The sequence below is a fragment of the Pseudoduganella sp. GW821-FHT05F09 genome (assembly GCF_059419605.1).
In genome coordinates this window covers 530,337-546,042 of the sequence record NZ_JBWKSD010000004.1, presented here as the reverse complement: position 1 = coordinate 546,042, position 15,706 = coordinate 530,337, and the positions used below count along the sequence as shown (strand labels likewise).

Here is a 15,706-nt window from a genome sequence, read left to right as displayed (position 1 = left end):
CCCATGTCCGCTCCTTTGTACCTGCTCGAGCGCCTGACGGTGCGCCATATCGGCGCCGCCAGCGCGCCCGCGCTGCACGCCATCGACCTGGCCATCGCGCCGGGCGAGCAGCTTGCGCTGATCGGCCCTTCCGGGGCCGGCAAGACCACGCTGCTGGCCACGCTGGCCTGCAACCACCAGCCGCAATCGGGCGACGGCGGCCGCTACACGGCCTTCGGCGCCGATCCGTGGGCGCTGGACAACGCCGCCCGCCACCGTTTGCGCGCGCGCCTGTTCCTGGCGCCGCAAACGCCGCCGCTGCCGCCGCGCCAGCGCGTGGTGACGGCGGTGCTGGCCGCGCGCCTGCCGCACTGGAGCTTGTGGCGCGCCCTGCGTTCGCTGGTCAAGCCGGACGAGCCGGAAGCGGCCTACCGCGCGCTGGCCCGCTTCAACCTGGGCGACAAGCTGTATAGCCGCGTGGACCGCCTGTCCGGCGGCGAGCGCCAGCGCTGCGGCCTGGCCCGCCTGCTGCTGTCGGACGCGCAGGCGCTGCTGGTGGACGAGCCGCTGTCCGCGCTCGACCCCGCGCTGTCGCAGCTGACGCTGTCCACGCTGCAGCAGGAAGCCCGCGAACGCAACGCCGCGCTGGTGTGCAGCCTGCACCAGGTGGAACTGGCGCTGGCCAACTTCCCGCGCATCGTGGCGCTGAAACAGGGCCGCATCGCCTTCGACCTGCCGCGCGAGCAGGTCACCGAGGCCATGATCGCCGAACTGTATCTGGGCGAGCAGCCGCCGGCCAACGCGCCGTCGCTGCACGAGTCGGCGGAAAAACTGGCCATCGGCGCCTGCCTCTGAAACACCGTATGCGCAATCTCCCCGCTGTCCCCTATACCAGCCCGGCCGACCGCCATCCCGACCCCGCCTGGCGCGGCCGGGTGACGTTCGCCGTGGTCGCCCTGATTGTGCTCTGGCCCATGGTAGTGGCCAGCGAATTCAAGCCCTTCGACCTGCTCGACTGGCAAAGCCTGACGGCCACCGGCCGCTTCCTGGCCGGCTTCGTGCCGCCCGCGCACGACGCCGAATTCCTGGCCATGCTGCTGCGCGAGACCTGGCTCACCATCGCCATCGCCACCGCCGGCCTCACGCTCGCGCTGCTGGGCGCCATCCCCGCCACGCTGCTGGTGACCGAACGCCTGTCGATCTCGCGCCTGGGCAGCGGCCGCATGGCGCTACCTTCGCGCCTGCTGCGCCAGGCCGTGCGCTGGCTGCTGATTTTGCTGCGCAGCGTGCCCGAGCTGGTGTGGGCGCTGCTGTTCGTGCGCATCGTCGGCCTGGGGCCGACGGCCGGCGTGCTGGCCATCGCCCTGACCTACTGCGGCATGCTGGGCAAGGTCTACGCCGAAATCCTGGAATCGTCCGACGCCCACGCGGCCGACACGCTGCTGGCCAACGGCAGCGGCAGGCTGGCGGCGCTGCTGTACGGCGCGCTGCCGGAAGCAGCGTCAGAGCTGGTGTCCTACACCGTGTACCGCTGGGAGTGCGCCATTCGCGGCTCGGTGGTGATGGGCTTTGTCGGCGCCGGCGGCCTGGGCCAGCGCATGGACGAATCCATGAAGGCCATGACGGGCGGCGAAGTGTCGTCCATGCTGCTGGTGTTCGTGCTGCTGGTGGCGGCCGCCGACCTGGTGTCGAAATACCTGCGGAGGCGCCTGGGATGACGCCAAACGGTATGCCTACCCCGCCCGCGCGCTCCTGGTCCGCCTGGCTGATGGCGCTGGCCCTGGCTGTGCTGGTGACCGCCAGTTTCGCCACCCTGCCGCTCAAATGGTCGGCCCTGCTGAGCGCCGACGCGGTGCGCAGCAGCAGCGAATTCCTGGCCGGCTTCGCGCCGCCGGAACTGGCCGCGCCCTTCCTGATCAAGACCGCCAACGCCACGCTGGAAACGCTGGCCATGTCCGCCCTCGGCACCTTGCTGGCGGTGGCCGGCGGCCTGCTGCTGGCACTGCCGGGCGCTGGCCGCTTCGGCCGTCCCGCGCGCGCCGCCGTGCGCGCCGTGCTCAACGTGCTGCGCTCGGTGCCGGAACTGGTGTGGGCCTCCATCCTGATGATCGCCGCCGGGCTGGGGCCGTTCGCCGGCACCATGGCGCTGGCTGTGCACACCGCCGGCGTGCTGGGACGGCTGTTTGCCGACGCGCTGGAAAACGCCGCGCCGCTGCCGGAGCAAAGCCTGCGCATCAACGGCGTCGCGCCCATGGCGGCCTTCCTGTACGCCACCTTGCCACAGACGCTGCCGCAAATGCTGTCCTACACCTTGTACCGGTGGGAGAACAATATCCGCGCCGCCGCCATCCTCGGCGTGGTGGGCGCGGGCGGGCTGGGGCAGATGCTGAAATACCATTTGTCGCTATTCCAGATGCAGGCGGCGGCCACCGTCATCGTCGCCATGCTGCTGCTGGTGGCGCTGGTGGATGCGGCCAGCTTCGCCACCCGCCGCGCCCTCACCCGCTGACCGTCCATGCTCGCCCTGAACAAGCTGTCCAAGACCTATGCCGGGCGTCCGGTGCTAAGCGAGCTGAGCTGGCTGTTCCGCGCCGGCGAATTTGTCGCCATCATGGGCGAATCGGGGGTGGGCAAGTCCACCCTGCTGAATCTGGTGGCGGGCCTGGACCAGCCGGATATGGTTACGGCGGCCGAGGCCCCCATCGTGCTGGACGGCGTGGCCATGTCCGCGCTGGACGACGACGCCGCCACCCGCCTGCGGCGCCGGAAAATGGGTTTTGTCTTCCAGGCCTTCCACGTTTTGCCGCACCTGACCCTGCTGCAAAACGTGGCCCTGCCGCTGCTGCTGAACGGCCTGCCGCAGCAGCGCGCGCTGGACATGCTGGCGGCGGTCGGCCTGCAGGGGCGCGGCGGCGACTACCCGCACCAGCTGTCCGGCGGCCAGCTGCAGCGCGTGGCCATCGCCCGCGCGCTGGTGCACCGGCCCGCCCTGGTGCTGGCGGACGAACCCACCGGCAATCTCGATCCGGAAACCGCGCACGGCATACTTTTGCTGCTGCGCAACGAAATAAAATCCAGCGGCGCTTGCACCATCATGGTGACCCATTCCCATGCCGCCGCCGCGATGGCCGACCGCACGCTCGTGCTGACCAGCTCGGGACTACAGGAAACAACATCCGTCAACCGGTTTGCTCAATAAATAAGAATATTTTTTGTCCTAGACCTACCAATAATCTACCGTTGCAGTATCATACATACAACTTGCTTGGTTATTAATAGTTGAGTTGATCCGCCTGTTTACGCCGTTTGGGCGGTAGAACACAAGCCAGGAGACGCCAATCTATCCACGTTTTCTAACTAAGGAGGAAAAAATGAGCGTGCGGCAAAAGAAACTGGAACTGATCGAGGCAATGAATCGAGCAAGGGCGTTGGAACCCTCCAGCTTTGTGCCCAACAAGCTGCTCGATACGCTGATAGAGAAAATGCACCTCAAAAATGATGCTGAACTCTGCCGCGTACTGGAGGTACAACCTCCTATCATCAGCAAAATCCGACACCGGAAACTGGCTGTCGGAGCCACCATTTTGCTGCGTATGCACGAAAAATCCGAACTGAGCATACGCGAACTAAAAGATCTATCGACTGCCTCGATGCATTGACCGAATTCCGGTCGTGCAATGCCAGGCGCCGGCATCGCGGTCACCGGCGCCAATCTACAGCCTAGCCCCCGCTGTTACCCTTCCAGCAATCCCCCTCCCAAGCCCCCACCTGTTTCCGTATAGAATGTTGCATGTCCAGTATCAGGAATGCGCCATTGGAAATCCGCGACTTTTTCACCGAGTACAACGACGCCATCAGCGGCGACAGCAACACCGATCCATTGGGACTGACCGTCATCTGGGCGGCGCTGGGCCAGCGCATCTTCAACAACCGCATCAGCTCCATTTCCTATGACGTGCGCAGCTACACGCTGAACCTGTTCCACCACCATATGGTGCGCGCGCTGGCGGACCACGGCGCCATCGCCCGGCAATATGCCGCGCTCGATTTGCCCGACAGCATGGACAGCCTGGCCTTCAAGAACAGCTGCCTGATCCATTTTGAAAACCTGTTCACCTACGCCATGGCGCAGCACGGCTCCGCAGCCCAGGCCAGCGGCGTGCTGGGCATTTCCAAGGCGCGCCGCAAGCTGCGTGAAGCGGGCGCCGTGGCGCTGGGATTCGGCCACAGCCAGGCGCACCAGATCCTGCGCCGCCAATTGCTGCTCGGGGTGAGCGGCCGCTACAAGACGCCCATGATAGAAATGCGCTTCTTCGACCGGGCCTACCGCTACCAGCTGCCCAAACAGCCTCCGGGCCTGTGGCCGGCTGCCGACGCCCTGGTCCGCACCGTGCCCGAACTGTCGCTGTTGAAGAGCAAACTGCTGGCGCACTTGCGCCGGTTTCTGCAGCCCGGACAGCCGCTCTCCATGCCGCTCGACAGCGTGGATTCCGAACTCAAGCTCGCCTACGTGGACGCGTTCCGCTCGCCTGCCCACGTTGGCGGCTATGCGCGCGGCTTCTGGCTGGAAGCCACCGGCCTGAGTGGCGGTATCGCCGGGGCGGTCCTGGCGCAGCTGGACGGCGCGGGCAAGGCCGGCGCAGCGCAGCCGCCGCGCCTGGTGCTGGCCCAGGCCCGCGCGGCGATGGCGCAAGCCTCCCCGGCAGCATCCGGCAGCGCCGAACTGGAAGCGGCGCTGCTGCCCATCCGCCACATAGAACAGGTGGAGCCCTTCATTGCGGACCTGGACCTGCTGTTCCAGCTGGCGCTGCGTCGGCCGCACAGCAGCATGCGGCAGATAGAAGAGGACTGGAACCGCTACGGGCGCACCAGCTTCACCCTGCCCGCGCAGGCCGCCGCGCTGCAGTCCTCGCCGCAGCTGATGCAGTCCTTGCCTGGCACCGCGCAGCGCCGCCTGAGGAAACTGCTGGAGATTGCCGCCTGTCCGGACCTGGAAGCGCAGTTGGCCCACCTGCTGCGCTACCACGGCAGCATCATGCAGCAGCGCGGACAGGGCGCCTGGCTGAACGTCAACGCGGCCGGGGCTTACGCGGTATCGGTCCGCACCAGCAAACCGCCCGCTGCGGAAAAACGCCCTCCCGGCGCCTGGATACACGGCTACTACCTCGGTGAATTCAAGCAGTTCGCCCAAGGCCTGCGCGGAGTCGCCGCATGAAGCTGCTGGACGAATTCCAGCGCCAGCTGGACAAAACCGGGCCGCCGCGCCGCGTCTTCCTGACCACCTTCAACATGGGCATCGAGCTGGTCGAGACCCATTTGCTGCCGGCCATCCTCGGCATGGAGACGCCGCGCTCCGCGATGGAGTTCGAGCAGATGCAGCAGGAGCTGGCGCTGCGGCTGGCCGCCGCCGGCAACGCCGATGCGGATGCCGGCGCCGCCGCGCCACCGCTCGACCTGCGCGTGTTCGCCGACCGCCGCATGCTGTTCAACAGCGTCGAACGCAAGCGCACCTCGCTGGCCGTGACGGCCATTTCGCCGCCACGGTTGGGCTTCGGAGCGGCCAGCCTGTTCCATCCCAAGGTCATCTATATTGAAGGCGCCGAGGGCGCCATACTCGGCTGCGGCAGCGCCAACCTGTCCGTGGGCGGCTGGGCCAACAACCAGGAGGTATTCGTCTTCCGCAAGATCAGCAGCGCAGCGCAGGCGGCGCAGGTGCAGGCCTTCTTCGCGCCGCTGCTGGCCGCCGCGGGCCAGCCGGAGACGGCGCTTGCCGCCAGGCTGTGGGGTGAGGACATCGGCTGGTCGTTCTGCCACAGCTTCCAGCCGGCCGCACTGCTGGCGCAACTGGCGGCGCACCAGCCGCCGGACACGCCGATGGAGAGGCTGGGCGTCTGGTCGCCCTACTTCTCCGACGACCTGGCGTTTATGCTGGACGCGGCGCGCCGGGCGGCGGGCCGCCCCGGCATGCCGGTCAGCGTGGTGGCCGACCGCAACGATACCGGCCAGATCCGCACCGGCTGGAGCGGCGCACTGGCCGCGCAATTGCAGGATGGCCGGCTGGCCTTCCACGCCGGCAACCACCAGGCGCGCCAGGACGACAGGATCAAGATGAGCCACGCCAAGGTGTGGCTCACGCCGCACGCGATCGCCATCGGTTCCTGGAACTGCTCCATGCCGGGCGCCCAGCTGCAAGGCCGTGACAGCAATATCGAAGCCGGCATGCTGCTGCCCGACCCGCCCGATTTCCAGCACGCGCTGGGCGCCGTCATCCCCGTGGACGAAAACCACTTCTGCAGCCCGGCGCAGCTGCTCGCCGACGATCTGCAGGTGCCGCCGCTGCCTCCGTTCGACCTGGCCGTCTCCTTCGACTGGCGCACGCTGGGCTACAGCGTCCGGCTGGACTGGCTGGAGGGCGGCGGCGCAGCGGACTACGTGCTGCACTTGCCCGACCTGCCAGGCATCGCGCTTGCGCCTGGCGTGCCGGCGCAAGCGCACTACCCGGTGCCGGAGCCGCAGCGCATCCTCACCAACCGCTACTACACCGTGGAGCTGGACGGCGACACGGTGGCGCGCGGCATCGTGAATGAACAGCACGCGCAGCTGCGCCGCGGCGAGCGCTTTGCGTCGCTGGACGACCTGCTCGAGGCCTTGGTGCTGGGCTTCGACTCGGCCAGCTGCCCCGCCACCGAATTGCGCGCGGAAGCCGCGCTGGAACTGGATGGCGGCGACGCAGCCGGCCTGGAGCCGCGGTCCAACGCTGCCCTGTCCAGCTACTTCCGCCTGTTCCATGCCTTCGGCCAGTTCCGCAGCTTGATCGCCGAGTGCGGGAACGCCGTCAGCCTGCACATCTGCGTGCTGGCGCGTCCCGGCTGCGTGAAGGAGCTGCACGAGAAAATCCAGCAGCATCCCGAAGGCGGCAATGCGATTTACCACTGGTTCCTGGTCCAGGAATTCAACACGCTGCTGCTCGCCGCGCAGCAGAAGGCCGCCGCGCTGGGGGCCAATCTGCCGCTGGAGCTGGACAGCCTGCGCCTGGCCACCGCCGCGCCCGACGGCAACGCGGCCCGCTACATGGAACTGATACGGAAAGAATGCAGCTATGCGTGACTGGAGCACCCTGCGCCCTGAACAAATCAGCCAGGAAATGAATTTCGACCTGGCGTCGCCGGCGTGGCAGTACCAGCCGGGCCACGTATCGATGGCCAACAAGCAGGCCGAGGGCGTGGCCTATCTGTGCCGGCTGCTCGAACGCGAAGGCCTGGCGCTGCTTGCCGACGAGGTAGGCATGGGCAAGACCTTCCAGGCGCTGGGCGTCATGCATCTGCTATGGCAAGCCAGGCCGGAGGCACGCGTGCTGGTCATGGCGCCCAACCGGAGCATATGCAGGCACTGGCAAAACGAGCACCAGCAGTTCCTGCTGGAGCATTGCCGGCCGCCCGTTGCGGCCGACACGGCCGCTGCCGGCGCCGCCACCATCTGCGCCAATCTCGCCGCGCTGTGCGAACAGGTGCGCGATGCGGACAAACGCTTCTTCCTGGTCACCACCCACTCGCTCAGCATGCTGGGCGATGGCGATGGGGCCGATGGGGACAGCGAAGACAATGCGGCGGCCAGGGCCAAGCGCATCGCCGAACGCCTGCGCCTCGACATCCACGCCGCGCTGCCCGGCGGCTTCGACCTGCTGGTGATCGACGAGGCGCACTATTTCCGCAACATCAACGGCGGCTCGCAGCGCGTGGCCGCCGGCAAAGGTTTCTTCGGCAAGGCCGCCGCGCCGCTGGCGCGCAAGGCATTGCTGCTGACCGCCACGCCCAGCCACAAAGGCATGCAGGATGTGCGCAACATTCTCGGCTTCTTCAAGGACATCGCGCAGCAGCCCGCCCCCGAACTGCTGCGGCGCTACGCCCTGCGCCGCCTGCGGCTGATGCCTGGGCCGGACAACAACCATGTCACCAAGCACAGCTACCGGCGCGAACTGGCTGTACCGGCCAGCTTCGGCGCGAACGCGCTGTCCGAGCTGTTCTTCGCCTTCTACCAGAAACGCCTGGGCCAAAAATTGGGCCGCAAGATACTGTACGGCTATCTGGAAGGCTTCGAATCGCTGGGACCGGGCACGCTGCCCGAGGCGCAGGCGGCAGGCGGCGACGCCGGCGGCAAGGACTTCCACGAGGCGCCCGACTCCCAACTGCTCGGCGCCATGTCGGCCGAGTTCTACGGCCTGTTCGGCCGCCTGCCTGACCACCCCAAGTACGACGCCACCATCGCCAGGCTGGCGCCGCGCGCCTTGCTGGATGCGGATGTGCCCCTGCACCACAACAAGCACCTGGTATTTGTGCGCCGCATCCCCTCCGTGCGCGAGCTCACACAGCGCGTGAACCGCGCCTATGATGAACTGTACATTCCGCTCCTGCTTGACGCATGGGACTTGAAAGCGGACGACCCGGCCGCGCAGAATTGGAAGAACAGCAAATGGAGCCGCGCCGGCTTTGCGGCGCTGACCAGGGAAGTCACCGAGCGGTACAGCAAACGCGGCGTCCCGCCGGAAGCGCCGCCCGCGCTGGACGATGCCGGCGCGGAGCAGCCGGCCGCGCCGCACGACGACAGGCTGGGCTCGGTGGTCGCCAACCTGTTCGTGGTCAAGCGCAACGCCGGCAAGGAGGACGGCAAAGACGGCGGCAACGAGCGCACCGACTGCGCCAACGTGCGGCTGCGCTTCCGCAAGCCGGAGTCGGTCTTTTCGCTATTCCTGGAACCGGCGGCCGATTACCGCAGCGCGGGCTACAGCGCCTGCTACGACAGCATCGACGGCCACAAAAGCCTGTATGCCACCGCTGCGCGCGACACGCGCCTGCACCGCCACAAGCTCGCCGGCGCACCGCAGGCGCCCGAGCACTATGTGCCGGCGCGGATCGCGCCGGCCGCGCAGGAACTGGAAACGGCCTGGGGCCTGATCTATCCGCTGCTGACCGGCGGCGAACGCGAGATACTGGATGGCTGGCAAGGCCGCATAGGCGTGGCGGAAAACTTTGCCAACTACCTGCGCGAAGGCTTCCTGCAGGCGAGCCCGGTCATGATAGAACTGTACTGCTGGTTCACGCGTTTCCGGCTCGAACAGTGGCAGAAACAGCGGACGGAGAGGGACAGCAGCTATGAGCACGCCAGCGCGCCCGAGCGCTACCGCATGTTTGTGGCATACGCCAGGCGCCGCATGCCCGGTTCGCTGATGCTGGCCTATTTCCGCGAAGCGCTGCCCAGCTTCGAGACGCTGTGCAAGAAAATCGCAGGCTACAAGCCTGCCGACCACAACAAAAAGTGGAGCGTCCTCACGCAGATGCACAACCCGGCCTGGTACGCCAGCGGCGCCTCGGGCGACCGCGAGCGCCTCATTATCGGATTCAACAGCCCCTTCTTCCCCAACGTACTGGTGGCCACCTCCGTGTTCCAGGAAGGCGTGAACCTGCATCTGCAATGCCGCCAGGTGCACCACTACGGCATCGCATGGACGCCGGGCGACAATGAGCAGCGCGTGGGACGCGTGGATCGCCTGTTCGGCCGCGTCTACAAGGAACTGGCGCAGCCTGGGTCCACCACGCTGGACATCCATTTCCCCTATCTGGAGCGCTCGTTCGACGAAGACCAGGTCGGCTCATTCGTCCGCCACAAACACGGCGTGGAGGCGGCCATGGATTTCTGCGTCCAGGACGCCTTCGACAAGGCCATCGACACCACTCTTGCACCGGGTGAGTGGAAGCAATACCTGCGCACCCCCGCAAGCGGCGCCGAACAGCGGCCCGATCCGTATGAGGCGCGCTTCTGACCATGCGCCGTGGCAGGTTGCAATCGTCAAATTCCGCATAAGCTAATTCACTTTCAGCATATACTGATGGTTTCTCTTGATTCCATACCAGGCATGCAACCCCCTCGCTTCACGCTCTCGCACCGTTTCGCCCTGCTCCTCGGCATTTTCGTGTTTGGTTTCGCCGCCTACGGCTACTGGTCCTTCCATACGCTCAGCAAACTGAAAGTGAACGGACCGCTGTACCAGAATATTGTCCAGAACAAGGACCTGGTGGCGGACGTGCTGCCGCCGCCCGAATACATCATCGAGTCCTATCTGGTAGCGCTACAGCTGGACCGTGCCGCCGGCGGCGCCGAGCAGCAGGCGCTGGCCGCCCGCCTGCAGGCGCTGAAGAAGGACTACGACACCCGCCACAGCTATTGGCAGCAAGCCGGACTGGACGCCACGCTGGGCGACATCCTGCTGCGCCGGGCGCACGAGCCGGCGCTGGCCTTTTACGCGCTGGCCTTCGACAGCTACCTGCCCGCCCTGCGCAGCGGCGAGCGGGACGCCGCCAGCGCCGCGCTGGCGCGCATGGGCGCGCAGTACGAGCAGCACCGCAAGGCCGTCGACGAGGTGGTGCAGCTCGCCGTCAAGCGCACCGAAGACGACGAAGTGGCGGCCCGCTCCAGCATAGACTCGGCCCACGCCGGCCTGCTGGCGCTGTTCCTGCTGTCGCTGGGCGCGGCCGTGGCGGTGGCGGTGGTGATATTGCGCGGCCTGCTCAAGCGCCTGGGCGGCGAACCGGACTACGCGGCCAGCGTGTGCAAGGAAATCGCCGCCGGCAGGCTCAATGTGCCGATCGCCCTGCGCGCCGGCGACAGCGGCAGCCTGCTGGCCGACATGCATGCCATGCAGGAGCGGCTGGCGCGCACCGTCTCCGGCATCAAATCGGCGGTGGACACGCTGGGCACCGGCGCGGCCCAGATTTCCGCCGGCAACCTGGACCTGTCGGTGCGCACCGAACAGCAAACCGCCTCGCTGGGCCAGACCACGGCGGCCATGCAGGCGCTGACCGACCATGTGCGCAGCAACGCCGGCAACGCGCGCGAAGCCAACCAGCTGGCGCAGGCCGCCTCCGGCATCGCCGAACAGGGCGGCGCGGTGGTGGCGCAGGTGGTGGACACCATGGCCGCCATCAACGCCTCCTCGGCCCGGATCGTGGACATTATCGGCGTCATCGACGGCATCGCCTTCCAGACCAACATCCTGGCGCTGAACGCCGCCGTGGAAGCGGCGCGCGCCGGCGAACAGGGGCGCGGCTTCGCGGTGGTGGCCGGCGAAGTGCGCAGCCTGGCGCAGCGCAGCGCCACCGCCGCGCACGAAATCAAGCAGCTGATCGACGACTCGGTGCAGAAAATGGCCAGCGGCAGCAAGCTGGTGAGCCAGGCCGGCGGGACCATGGTGGACGTGGTGGACAGCGTGCGCCGCGTCACCGGCATCATGGCCGACATCGCCGCCGCCAGCGAACAGCAGCAAGGCGGCATCGAGAACGTGCACGGCGCCATTGCGCAAATGGAAGACGTGACGCAGCAGAACGCGGCGCTGGTGGAGGAAGCGGCGGCCGCCGCCGCGTCGCTGCAGGATCAGGCCGAGCAGCTGGCGGAGGCCGTCAGCATCTTCAGGCTGGCGCGCTAAACCTGAAGCTGCGCGCGCATGCGCTGCAGCCGGGACACAAACAGCTCGGGGCGGTCGAGGGCGCGGGCCAGCACCAGCGCGCCCTGGATGCCGCCCACCACCTCCTCGGCCAGCGCCGCAGCCTGCGCGCCGTCCATGCCGGTGCGCACCAGGGCGCTGGCCAGCGCGTCTATCCACGCCGCGAAATAGTCCCGCACCCGGACGGCGAAGCGGTCGCGCTCGTTGCCCAGGGCGAACACGCCCACCAGGCAGACCTTGCGGCCGGACAGGAAGTAGCGCTCCACCTCGTCGAACATATTGGCGATGCCGGCCGCCGGGTCGGCGCCTTCGTGCAGCGGCTCGAACACGCGCAGGCGGAACCAGGCGTCGATTTCGCCGAGCACGGCGTCCGCCATTTCCTCTTTGCCGCCGGGAAAGAAATTATAAATACTGCCCTTTCCCAGGCGCGTGCCTTCGGTGATGCGGGCCAGGCTGGCGCCCTCGAAACCGAAGGCGCGGAACACCTCCGCCACCAGCGGCACCACATCGGCCCGCTCTGCGATCATTCTTGCCATGGCTATTCCTGTTGCTGTCAGAAGCCCAGCGCCGTCAAGCCGGGGTGGTCGGCCGGGCGCGGGCCGCTGGCGTCCCAGAACAGCTTGCGCTCCGACTCCTTGATCGGCGTTTCGTTGATGCTGGCGTGACGGTGGTGCATCAGGCCGTTCTCGTCGAATTCCCAGTTTTCGTTGCCATAGGCGCGGAACCACTGGCCGGAGTCGTCATGGTATTCGTAGGCGAAGCGAACCGCAATGCGGGCGCCGTCGTGGGCCCACAATTCTTTCACTAGGCGGTAGTCCAGCTCGCGCGTCCATTTGCGCTTGAGCAGGCCGACGATGGCGGCGCGGCCCTGGACGAATTCGCCCCGGTTGCGCCACCAGCTGTCTTCGGTATAGGCGAGTGCGACTTTTTCGGCGTCGCGGGTGTTCCAGCCGTTTTCGGCCAGACGGACTTTTTCGATGGCGCTGTCGCGGGTAAACGGGGGCAGAGGCGGACGGATAGACATGGCGGATTCCTATGGTTGTTCCGATCGGTACGAAATGTACCGATCAGTACAATCAATATAATCCGTGTTCAGGCCGTATGCAAGCTGTTTTTGCGGAACGGGACGGCGAGCTGGGCGCTGATAATGCGGTCCCAGGCCAGCGCGCAGGCGCCCACCACGCCCGGCAGGCAAAACACCAGGGTGCCGTTGGCGTAGCCGGCCAGCGCGCGCGATTGCACGATGGTGCTGCCGACGGCGCTGTAGACCAGGTGCTGCAGCACGTCGCCAAAGCCGCGTATTTCCTGCTCCAGCAGGCCGGCCGCCGCTTCCGGCACGGCATTGCGCCGTGCGAAGCCGCTGCCGCCGGAGCTGAGCACGACCTGGATCTCGGGGTCGGCGATGCAGTCGCTGAGCATGCGGCGCACTTCGTCCACGCCGTCGCCGACGCAGACGCGGCGCACCACGCTGTGCCCGGCCGCTTGCGCGCGCGCGGCCAGCAGCTCCCCTGCCCCGTCCCTGGCCGCGCCGTGCGCGCTGCTCACGCTGAGCACCGCGCAGCGCAGGCTGATTGCTTCGGCCACGTTCAGCCCTCCACGCCGTAGTGGCGGGCGTAGCGGCTGTCCAGGTTGGCGAGCGGCATCAGCAGGAACAGGTCGGCGCTTTCGAAATCAGGATCCCAGGCCGGTTCGCCGCAGATCCATGCGCCCGAACGCATATAGCCCTTGAGCAGCGGCGGCACCTGGGGGCTTTGCGCGGCTTCCAGCTTGCTGTAGGGGAAAGGCAGGTGCGGGGTGACACGGTATTCCACCGGCGCCATATGCTTGGCCGCCAGCGAGGTGTACACCGCCACCGCGTTGTGGCCGCCGTCGGCCAGGCTGATGCTGGCGCAGCCGGCCAGGAAGTCGCAGCGCTCGCGGCGCATGTATTCGGCCAGGCCGGACCACAGCAGCATGATGACGCTGCCGCCACGGTAGTCCGGGTGGATGCAGGCGCGGCCCGCTTCCACGATGCGGCTGCGCACATTGTTCAGGCGGCTGAGGTCGAATTCATTCTCGGAGTAGACGCGGCCCAGCTTGTGGGCGCGCGCGGCGCTCAGCAGGCGGTAGGTGCCCACCACGCGCAGGGTGTTGGTGTCGCGCACGATCAGGTGGTCGCAGTGTTCGTCGAACTCGTCGCTGTCCAGGCCGTCTTCGCTGGCCAGCGCGGTCAGGCCCATCGTTTCGATGAAGACCTTGTAGCGCAGGCGCTGCACCTCGCGCAGCTCCTCGGCCGTGCTGGCCATGCTGAGCGACAGCTTGGCGGAGGAAGTGCGGATTTCCGTCTGTAAGATAGGCTGTTGCATGCTTCGTCCTTGTGAGTTGAGAACGAAGCAAGCGTAGCCGGGGAATACTTCAAGACTGTGACAAAGCTATGTCACTTTGGTTACATGCAACGGCTCAGGCCTTTTTCGGGCGGCCGGTTTTCAGTTGCGGCAGGGAAGCCAGCACGCCTTTCAGGGTGGCCATGTCGATCTTGCTGATCAGGGCGACGCCAACGCGCAGCAGTTCGCTCTTCTTGATCTCGAAACCGGCTTTCAGGGCGGCTTTCTTCACATGGCCCAGCACCGCGTATTCGGTTTCCGGCATGGTGAAGCTGTCGCGCACCAGTTTTTCCTTGCGCGCTTTATCCTTGGCCGGCGCTTCGGCGGGCTTGGCGGCTTTGGCGGGGGATGCTTTAGGGCTTGCGGCCTTCGGGGCGGCGGCCTTGGGCGCTGCTTTCGCAGCTGCTTTAGGGGCTGCTTTCGGGGCTGCTTTAGGAGCGGCGGCTTTAGGAGCGACGGCTTTAGGGGCTACTGCTTTCGGGGCTGCGGCCTTGGCGGCGGCAGGCTTTGCGGCAGGCTTTGGTGCTGCGGTCTTGGCGGCTGCGGCCTTCGGTGCTGCCTTGGCGGCAACGGCTTTCACTGCGGCCGGCTTGGCGCCATTGGCCTTGGCGGCGGCAGCCTTGGGGGCGGCGGCAGGGGCGGCCACGGTTTTCGGGGAGGTTTCCGCCGGTTTGACAGCGCTAACAGCTTTGTTCATTTTAACTCCAGAATATTCAACAATATAAACAATATATACTATTTTTCGCCGGCGTGCTCGTTCTTGCCATTTTCAGCATCCCTGAACTGCGCCGCAATGTCGGCGAAACTGGCCTCAATGGCGAGGAAAGCGTCCAGAATGTCCGGGTCGAAATGGCTGCCGCGCCCGTCCTGCATGATCTCGACCGCCTCCGCATGGCTGTACGGCAGCTTGTAAAGACGCCGCGAAATCAGCGCGTCGTACACGTCGGCGACCGCCATCAGCCGCGCCGACAAGGGTATCGCCTCCCCCACCAGTTTTTCCGGATAGCCCGAGCCGTCCCATTTCTCCTGGTGCGAATGCGCGATCTCGCGGGCGTAGGTCAGGAAGCCGTTGCTGCCCCCGATGTATTCCTCCACCTGGCGTATCGTGTCGCGCCCGCGCACGGCATGCAGCTTCATGATTTCAAATTCGTCCTGGTCCAGCTTGCCCGGCTTGAGCAGTATGGCCTCCGGCATGCCCGCCTTGCCTATGTCGTGCAGCGGCACGGACTTGTACAGCAGCGTGATGTTCTCGTCGGTCAGTTCGGCGGCGAAGCGCGGATGGTTTTGCAGCTTGCGCGCCAGCGCGGCCACGTAGTTCTGCGTGCGGCGGATATGGTTGCCGGTCTCGCTGTCGCGCGTTTCCGCCATCGTGGCCATGGCCATGACGGTTGCGTCGTGCAGCAGCGAGAGCTGGCCGGTGCGCTCCTGCACCAGGCTCTCCAGGGCGGCGTTCTCCGCTTTCAGGCTAAGGTTGGCGGCGCGCAGCTTCAGGTGCGTGGCCACGCGCGCGAACAGGATGGGCGGGCTGATAGGCTTGGTCAGGTAGTCGGCCGCACCGGCCCGCAGGCCGAGCGCCTCGTCCTCGGGCTGGCTTTTGGCGGTCAGGAACAGGACCGGGACGTCCGCGCTGGCCGGATTCTGCTTGAGGCGGCGGCAGGTCTCGTAGCCGTCCATGCCGGGCATCATCACGTCCAGCAGGATCAGGTCGACCTTGGAAGCCTCCACGATCTGCAGCGCGGTGGCGCCGTCCTTGGCGACCTTGGTGAGGTATTTGTCTTTCAGCAGGCTGGAAAGCAGCGTGATGTTATCCGGCGTGTCGTCAACGATCAGGATAACTGGGCGGGCGGTCTGTTTGGCGTTCATATGGCGT

At 66.7% G+C, this 15,706-nt stretch carries 15 protein-coding genes; 9 read left to right on the top strand and 6 right to left on the bottom strand.

Annotated elements, in window-relative coordinates; genetic code table 11:
• The first annotated feature begins 3 nt into the window (after nt 1-3).
• The 9 genes from AC07S4_RS16075 (at nt 4) to AC07S4_RS16035 (ending at nt 11,455) form a co-directional block, all read left to right on the top strand.
• On the top strand, nt 4-834 hold the full coding sequence (locus AC07S4_RS16075; RefSeq protein ID WP_494987598.1) for a phosphonate ABC transporter ATP-binding protein: 831 nt from the start codon (nt 4-6) through the stop codon (nt 832-834).
• Between the two features lie 8 nt (nt 835-842).
• Complete coding sequence (locus tag AC07S4_RS16070; RefSeq protein ID WP_494987597.1) at nt 843-1,697, top strand: PhnE/PtxC family ABC transporter permease; 855 nt, start codon at nt 843-845, stop codon at nt 1,695-1,697.
• Nucleotides 1,694-2,488, top strand: coding sequence for a phosphonate ABC transporter, permease protein PhnE (phnE, locus tag AC07S4_RS16065; protein WP_494987596.1), 795 nt, complete (start codon nt 1,694-1,696; stop codon nt 2,486-2,488). The genes AC07S4_RS16070 and phnE overlap by 4 nt, the downstream gene beginning before the upstream one ends.
• A gap of 6 nt (nt 2,489-2,494) precedes the next feature.
• Entirely contained in the window at nt 2,495-3,178 is a 684-nt protein-coding gene (locus AC07S4_RS16060; protein WP_494987595.1) for an ABC transporter ATP-binding protein, read from the top strand.
• 172 nt (nt 3,179-3,350) lie between these two features.
• Nucleotides 3,351-3,638: a hypothetical protein gene (locus tag AC07S4_RS16055; RefSeq protein ID WP_056404796.1), complete on the top strand. Its 288-nt coding sequence runs from the start codon at nt 3,351-3,353 to the stop codon at nt 3,636-3,638.
• Between the two features lie 131 nt (nt 3,639-3,769).
• Nucleotides 3,770-5,194, top strand: a complete 1,425-nt coding sequence (locus AC07S4_RS16050; protein ID WP_494987594.1) for a hypothetical protein — start codon at nt 3,770-3,772, stop codon at nt 5,192-5,194.
• Nucleotides 5,191-7,086, top strand: coding sequence for a hypothetical protein (locus AC07S4_RS16045; protein ID WP_494987593.1), 1,896 nt, complete (start codon nt 5,191-5,193; stop codon nt 7,084-7,086). Before AC07S4_RS16050 ends, AC07S4_RS16045 begins: the two co-directional genes overlap by 4 nt.
• Nucleotides 7,079-9,796: a DEAD/DEAH box helicase gene (locus AC07S4_RS16040; RefSeq protein ID WP_494987592.1), complete on the top strand. Its 2,718-nt coding sequence runs from the start codon at nt 7,079-7,081 to the stop codon at nt 9,794-9,796. Before AC07S4_RS16045 ends, AC07S4_RS16040 begins: the two co-directional genes overlap by 8 nt.
• Before the next feature lie 93 nt (nt 9,797-9,889).
• Nucleotides 9,890-11,455 (top strand): methyl-accepting chemotaxis protein, encoded by a 1,566-nt coding sequence (locus AC07S4_RS16035; RefSeq protein WP_494987591.1) that lies wholly within the window; start codon nt 9,890-9,892, stop codon nt 11,453-11,455.
• Here AC07S4_RS16035 and AC07S4_RS16030 read toward each other — a convergent pair.
• From AC07S4_RS16030 to AC07S4_RS16005, 6 genes are all read right to left on the bottom strand, one after another.
• Nucleotides 11,452-12,009: a TetR/AcrR family transcriptional regulator gene (locus AC07S4_RS16030; protein ID WP_494987590.1), complete on the bottom strand. Its 558-nt coding sequence runs from the start codon at nt 12,007-12,009 to the stop codon at nt 11,452-11,454. The two genes, AC07S4_RS16035 and AC07S4_RS16030, sit on opposite strands and share 4 nt — an antisense overlap.
• 17 nt (nt 12,010-12,026) lie before the next feature.
• Entirely contained in the window at nt 12,027-12,497 is a 471-nt protein-coding gene (locus AC07S4_RS16025) for a nuclear transport factor 2 family protein (protein ID WP_494987589.1), read from the bottom strand.
• Between the two features lie 68 nt (nt 12,498-12,565).
• Nucleotides 12,566-13,057, bottom strand: coding sequence for a molybdenum cofactor synthesis domain-containing protein (locus AC07S4_RS16020; RefSeq protein ID WP_494987588.1), 492 nt, complete (start codon nt 13,055-13,057; stop codon nt 12,566-12,568).
• Nucleotides 13,058-13,059: 2 nt separating this feature from the next.
• The gene (locus tag AC07S4_RS16015) at nt 13,060-13,818 is read right to left on the bottom strand and encodes a GNAT family N-acetyltransferase (RefSeq protein ID WP_494987587.1); all 759 of its coding nucleotides are present in this window, start codon (nt 13,816-13,818) and stop codon (nt 13,060-13,062) included.
• Between the two features lie 94 nt (nt 13,819-13,912).
• Nucleotides 13,913-14,533, bottom strand: a complete 621-nt coding sequence (locus AC07S4_RS16010) for a hypothetical protein (RefSeq protein WP_494987586.1) — start codon at nt 14,531-14,533, stop codon at nt 13,913-13,915.
• A 38-nt stretch (nt 14,534-14,571) separates the two neighbouring features.
• Nucleotides 14,572-15,699 (bottom strand): response regulator, encoded by a 1,128-nt coding sequence (locus AC07S4_RS16005; protein ID WP_494987585.1) that lies wholly within the window; start codon nt 15,697-15,699, stop codon nt 14,572-14,574.
• Nucleotides 15,700-15,706 lie beyond the last annotated feature (7 nt).

Excerpts from the sequence above, each read along its gene's own strand:
- AC07S4_RS16070 (WP_494987597.1), top strand. The coding sequence starts at position 843 with ATGCGCAATCTCCCCGCTGTCCCCTATACCAGCCCGGCCGACCGCCAT.
- AC07S4_RS16010 (WP_494987586.1), bottom strand. The coding sequence starts at position 14,533 with ATGAACAAAGCTGTTAGCGCTGTCAAACCGGCGGAAACCTCCCCGAAA.
- AC07S4_RS16040 (WP_494987592.1), top strand. The coding sequence starts at position 7,079 with ATGCGTGACTGGAGCACCCTGCGCCCTGAACAAATCAGCCAGGAAATG.
- AC07S4_RS16035 (WP_494987591.1), top strand. The coding sequence starts at position 9,890 with ATGCAACCCCCTCGCTTCACGCTCTCGCACCGTTTCGCCCTGCTCCTC.
- AC07S4_RS16060 (WP_494987595.1), top strand. The coding sequence starts at position 2,495 with ATGCTCGCCCTGAACAAGCTGTCCAAGACCTATGCCGGGCGTCCGGTG.
- AC07S4_RS16030 (WP_494987590.1), bottom strand. The coding sequence starts at position 12,009 with ATGGCAAGAATGATCGCAGAGCGGGCCGATGTGGTGCCGCTGGTGGCG.
- AC07S4_RS16045 (WP_494987593.1), top strand. The coding sequence starts at position 5,191 with ATGAAGCTGCTGGACGAATTCCAGCGCCAGCTGGACAAAACCGGGCCG.
- AC07S4_RS16015 (WP_494987587.1), bottom strand. The coding sequence starts at position 13,818 with ATGCAACAGCCTATCTTACAGACGGAAATCCGCACTTCCTCCGCCAAG.
- AC07S4_RS16055 (WP_056404796.1), top strand. The coding sequence starts at position 3,351 with ATGAGCGTGCGGCAAAAGAAACTGGAACTGATCGAGGCAATGAATCGA.
- AC07S4_RS16075 (WP_494987598.1), top strand. The coding sequence starts at position 4 with ATGTCCGCTCCTTTGTACCTGCTCGAGCGCCTGACGGTGCGCCATATC.
- AC07S4_RS16025 (WP_494987589.1), bottom strand. The coding sequence starts at position 12,497 with ATGTCTATCCGTCCGCCTCTGCCCCCGTTTACCCGCGACAGCGCCATC.
- AC07S4_RS16005 (WP_494987585.1), bottom strand. The coding sequence starts at position 15,699 with ATGAACGCCAAACAGACCGCCCGCCCAGTTATCCTGATCGTTGACGAC.
- phnE (WP_494987596.1), top strand. The coding sequence starts at position 1,694 with ATGACGCCAAACGGTATGCCTACCCCGCCCGCGCGCTCCTGGTCCGCC.
- AC07S4_RS16050 (WP_494987594.1), top strand. The coding sequence starts at position 3,770 with ATGTCCAGTATCAGGAATGCGCCATTGGAAATCCGCGACTTTTTCACC.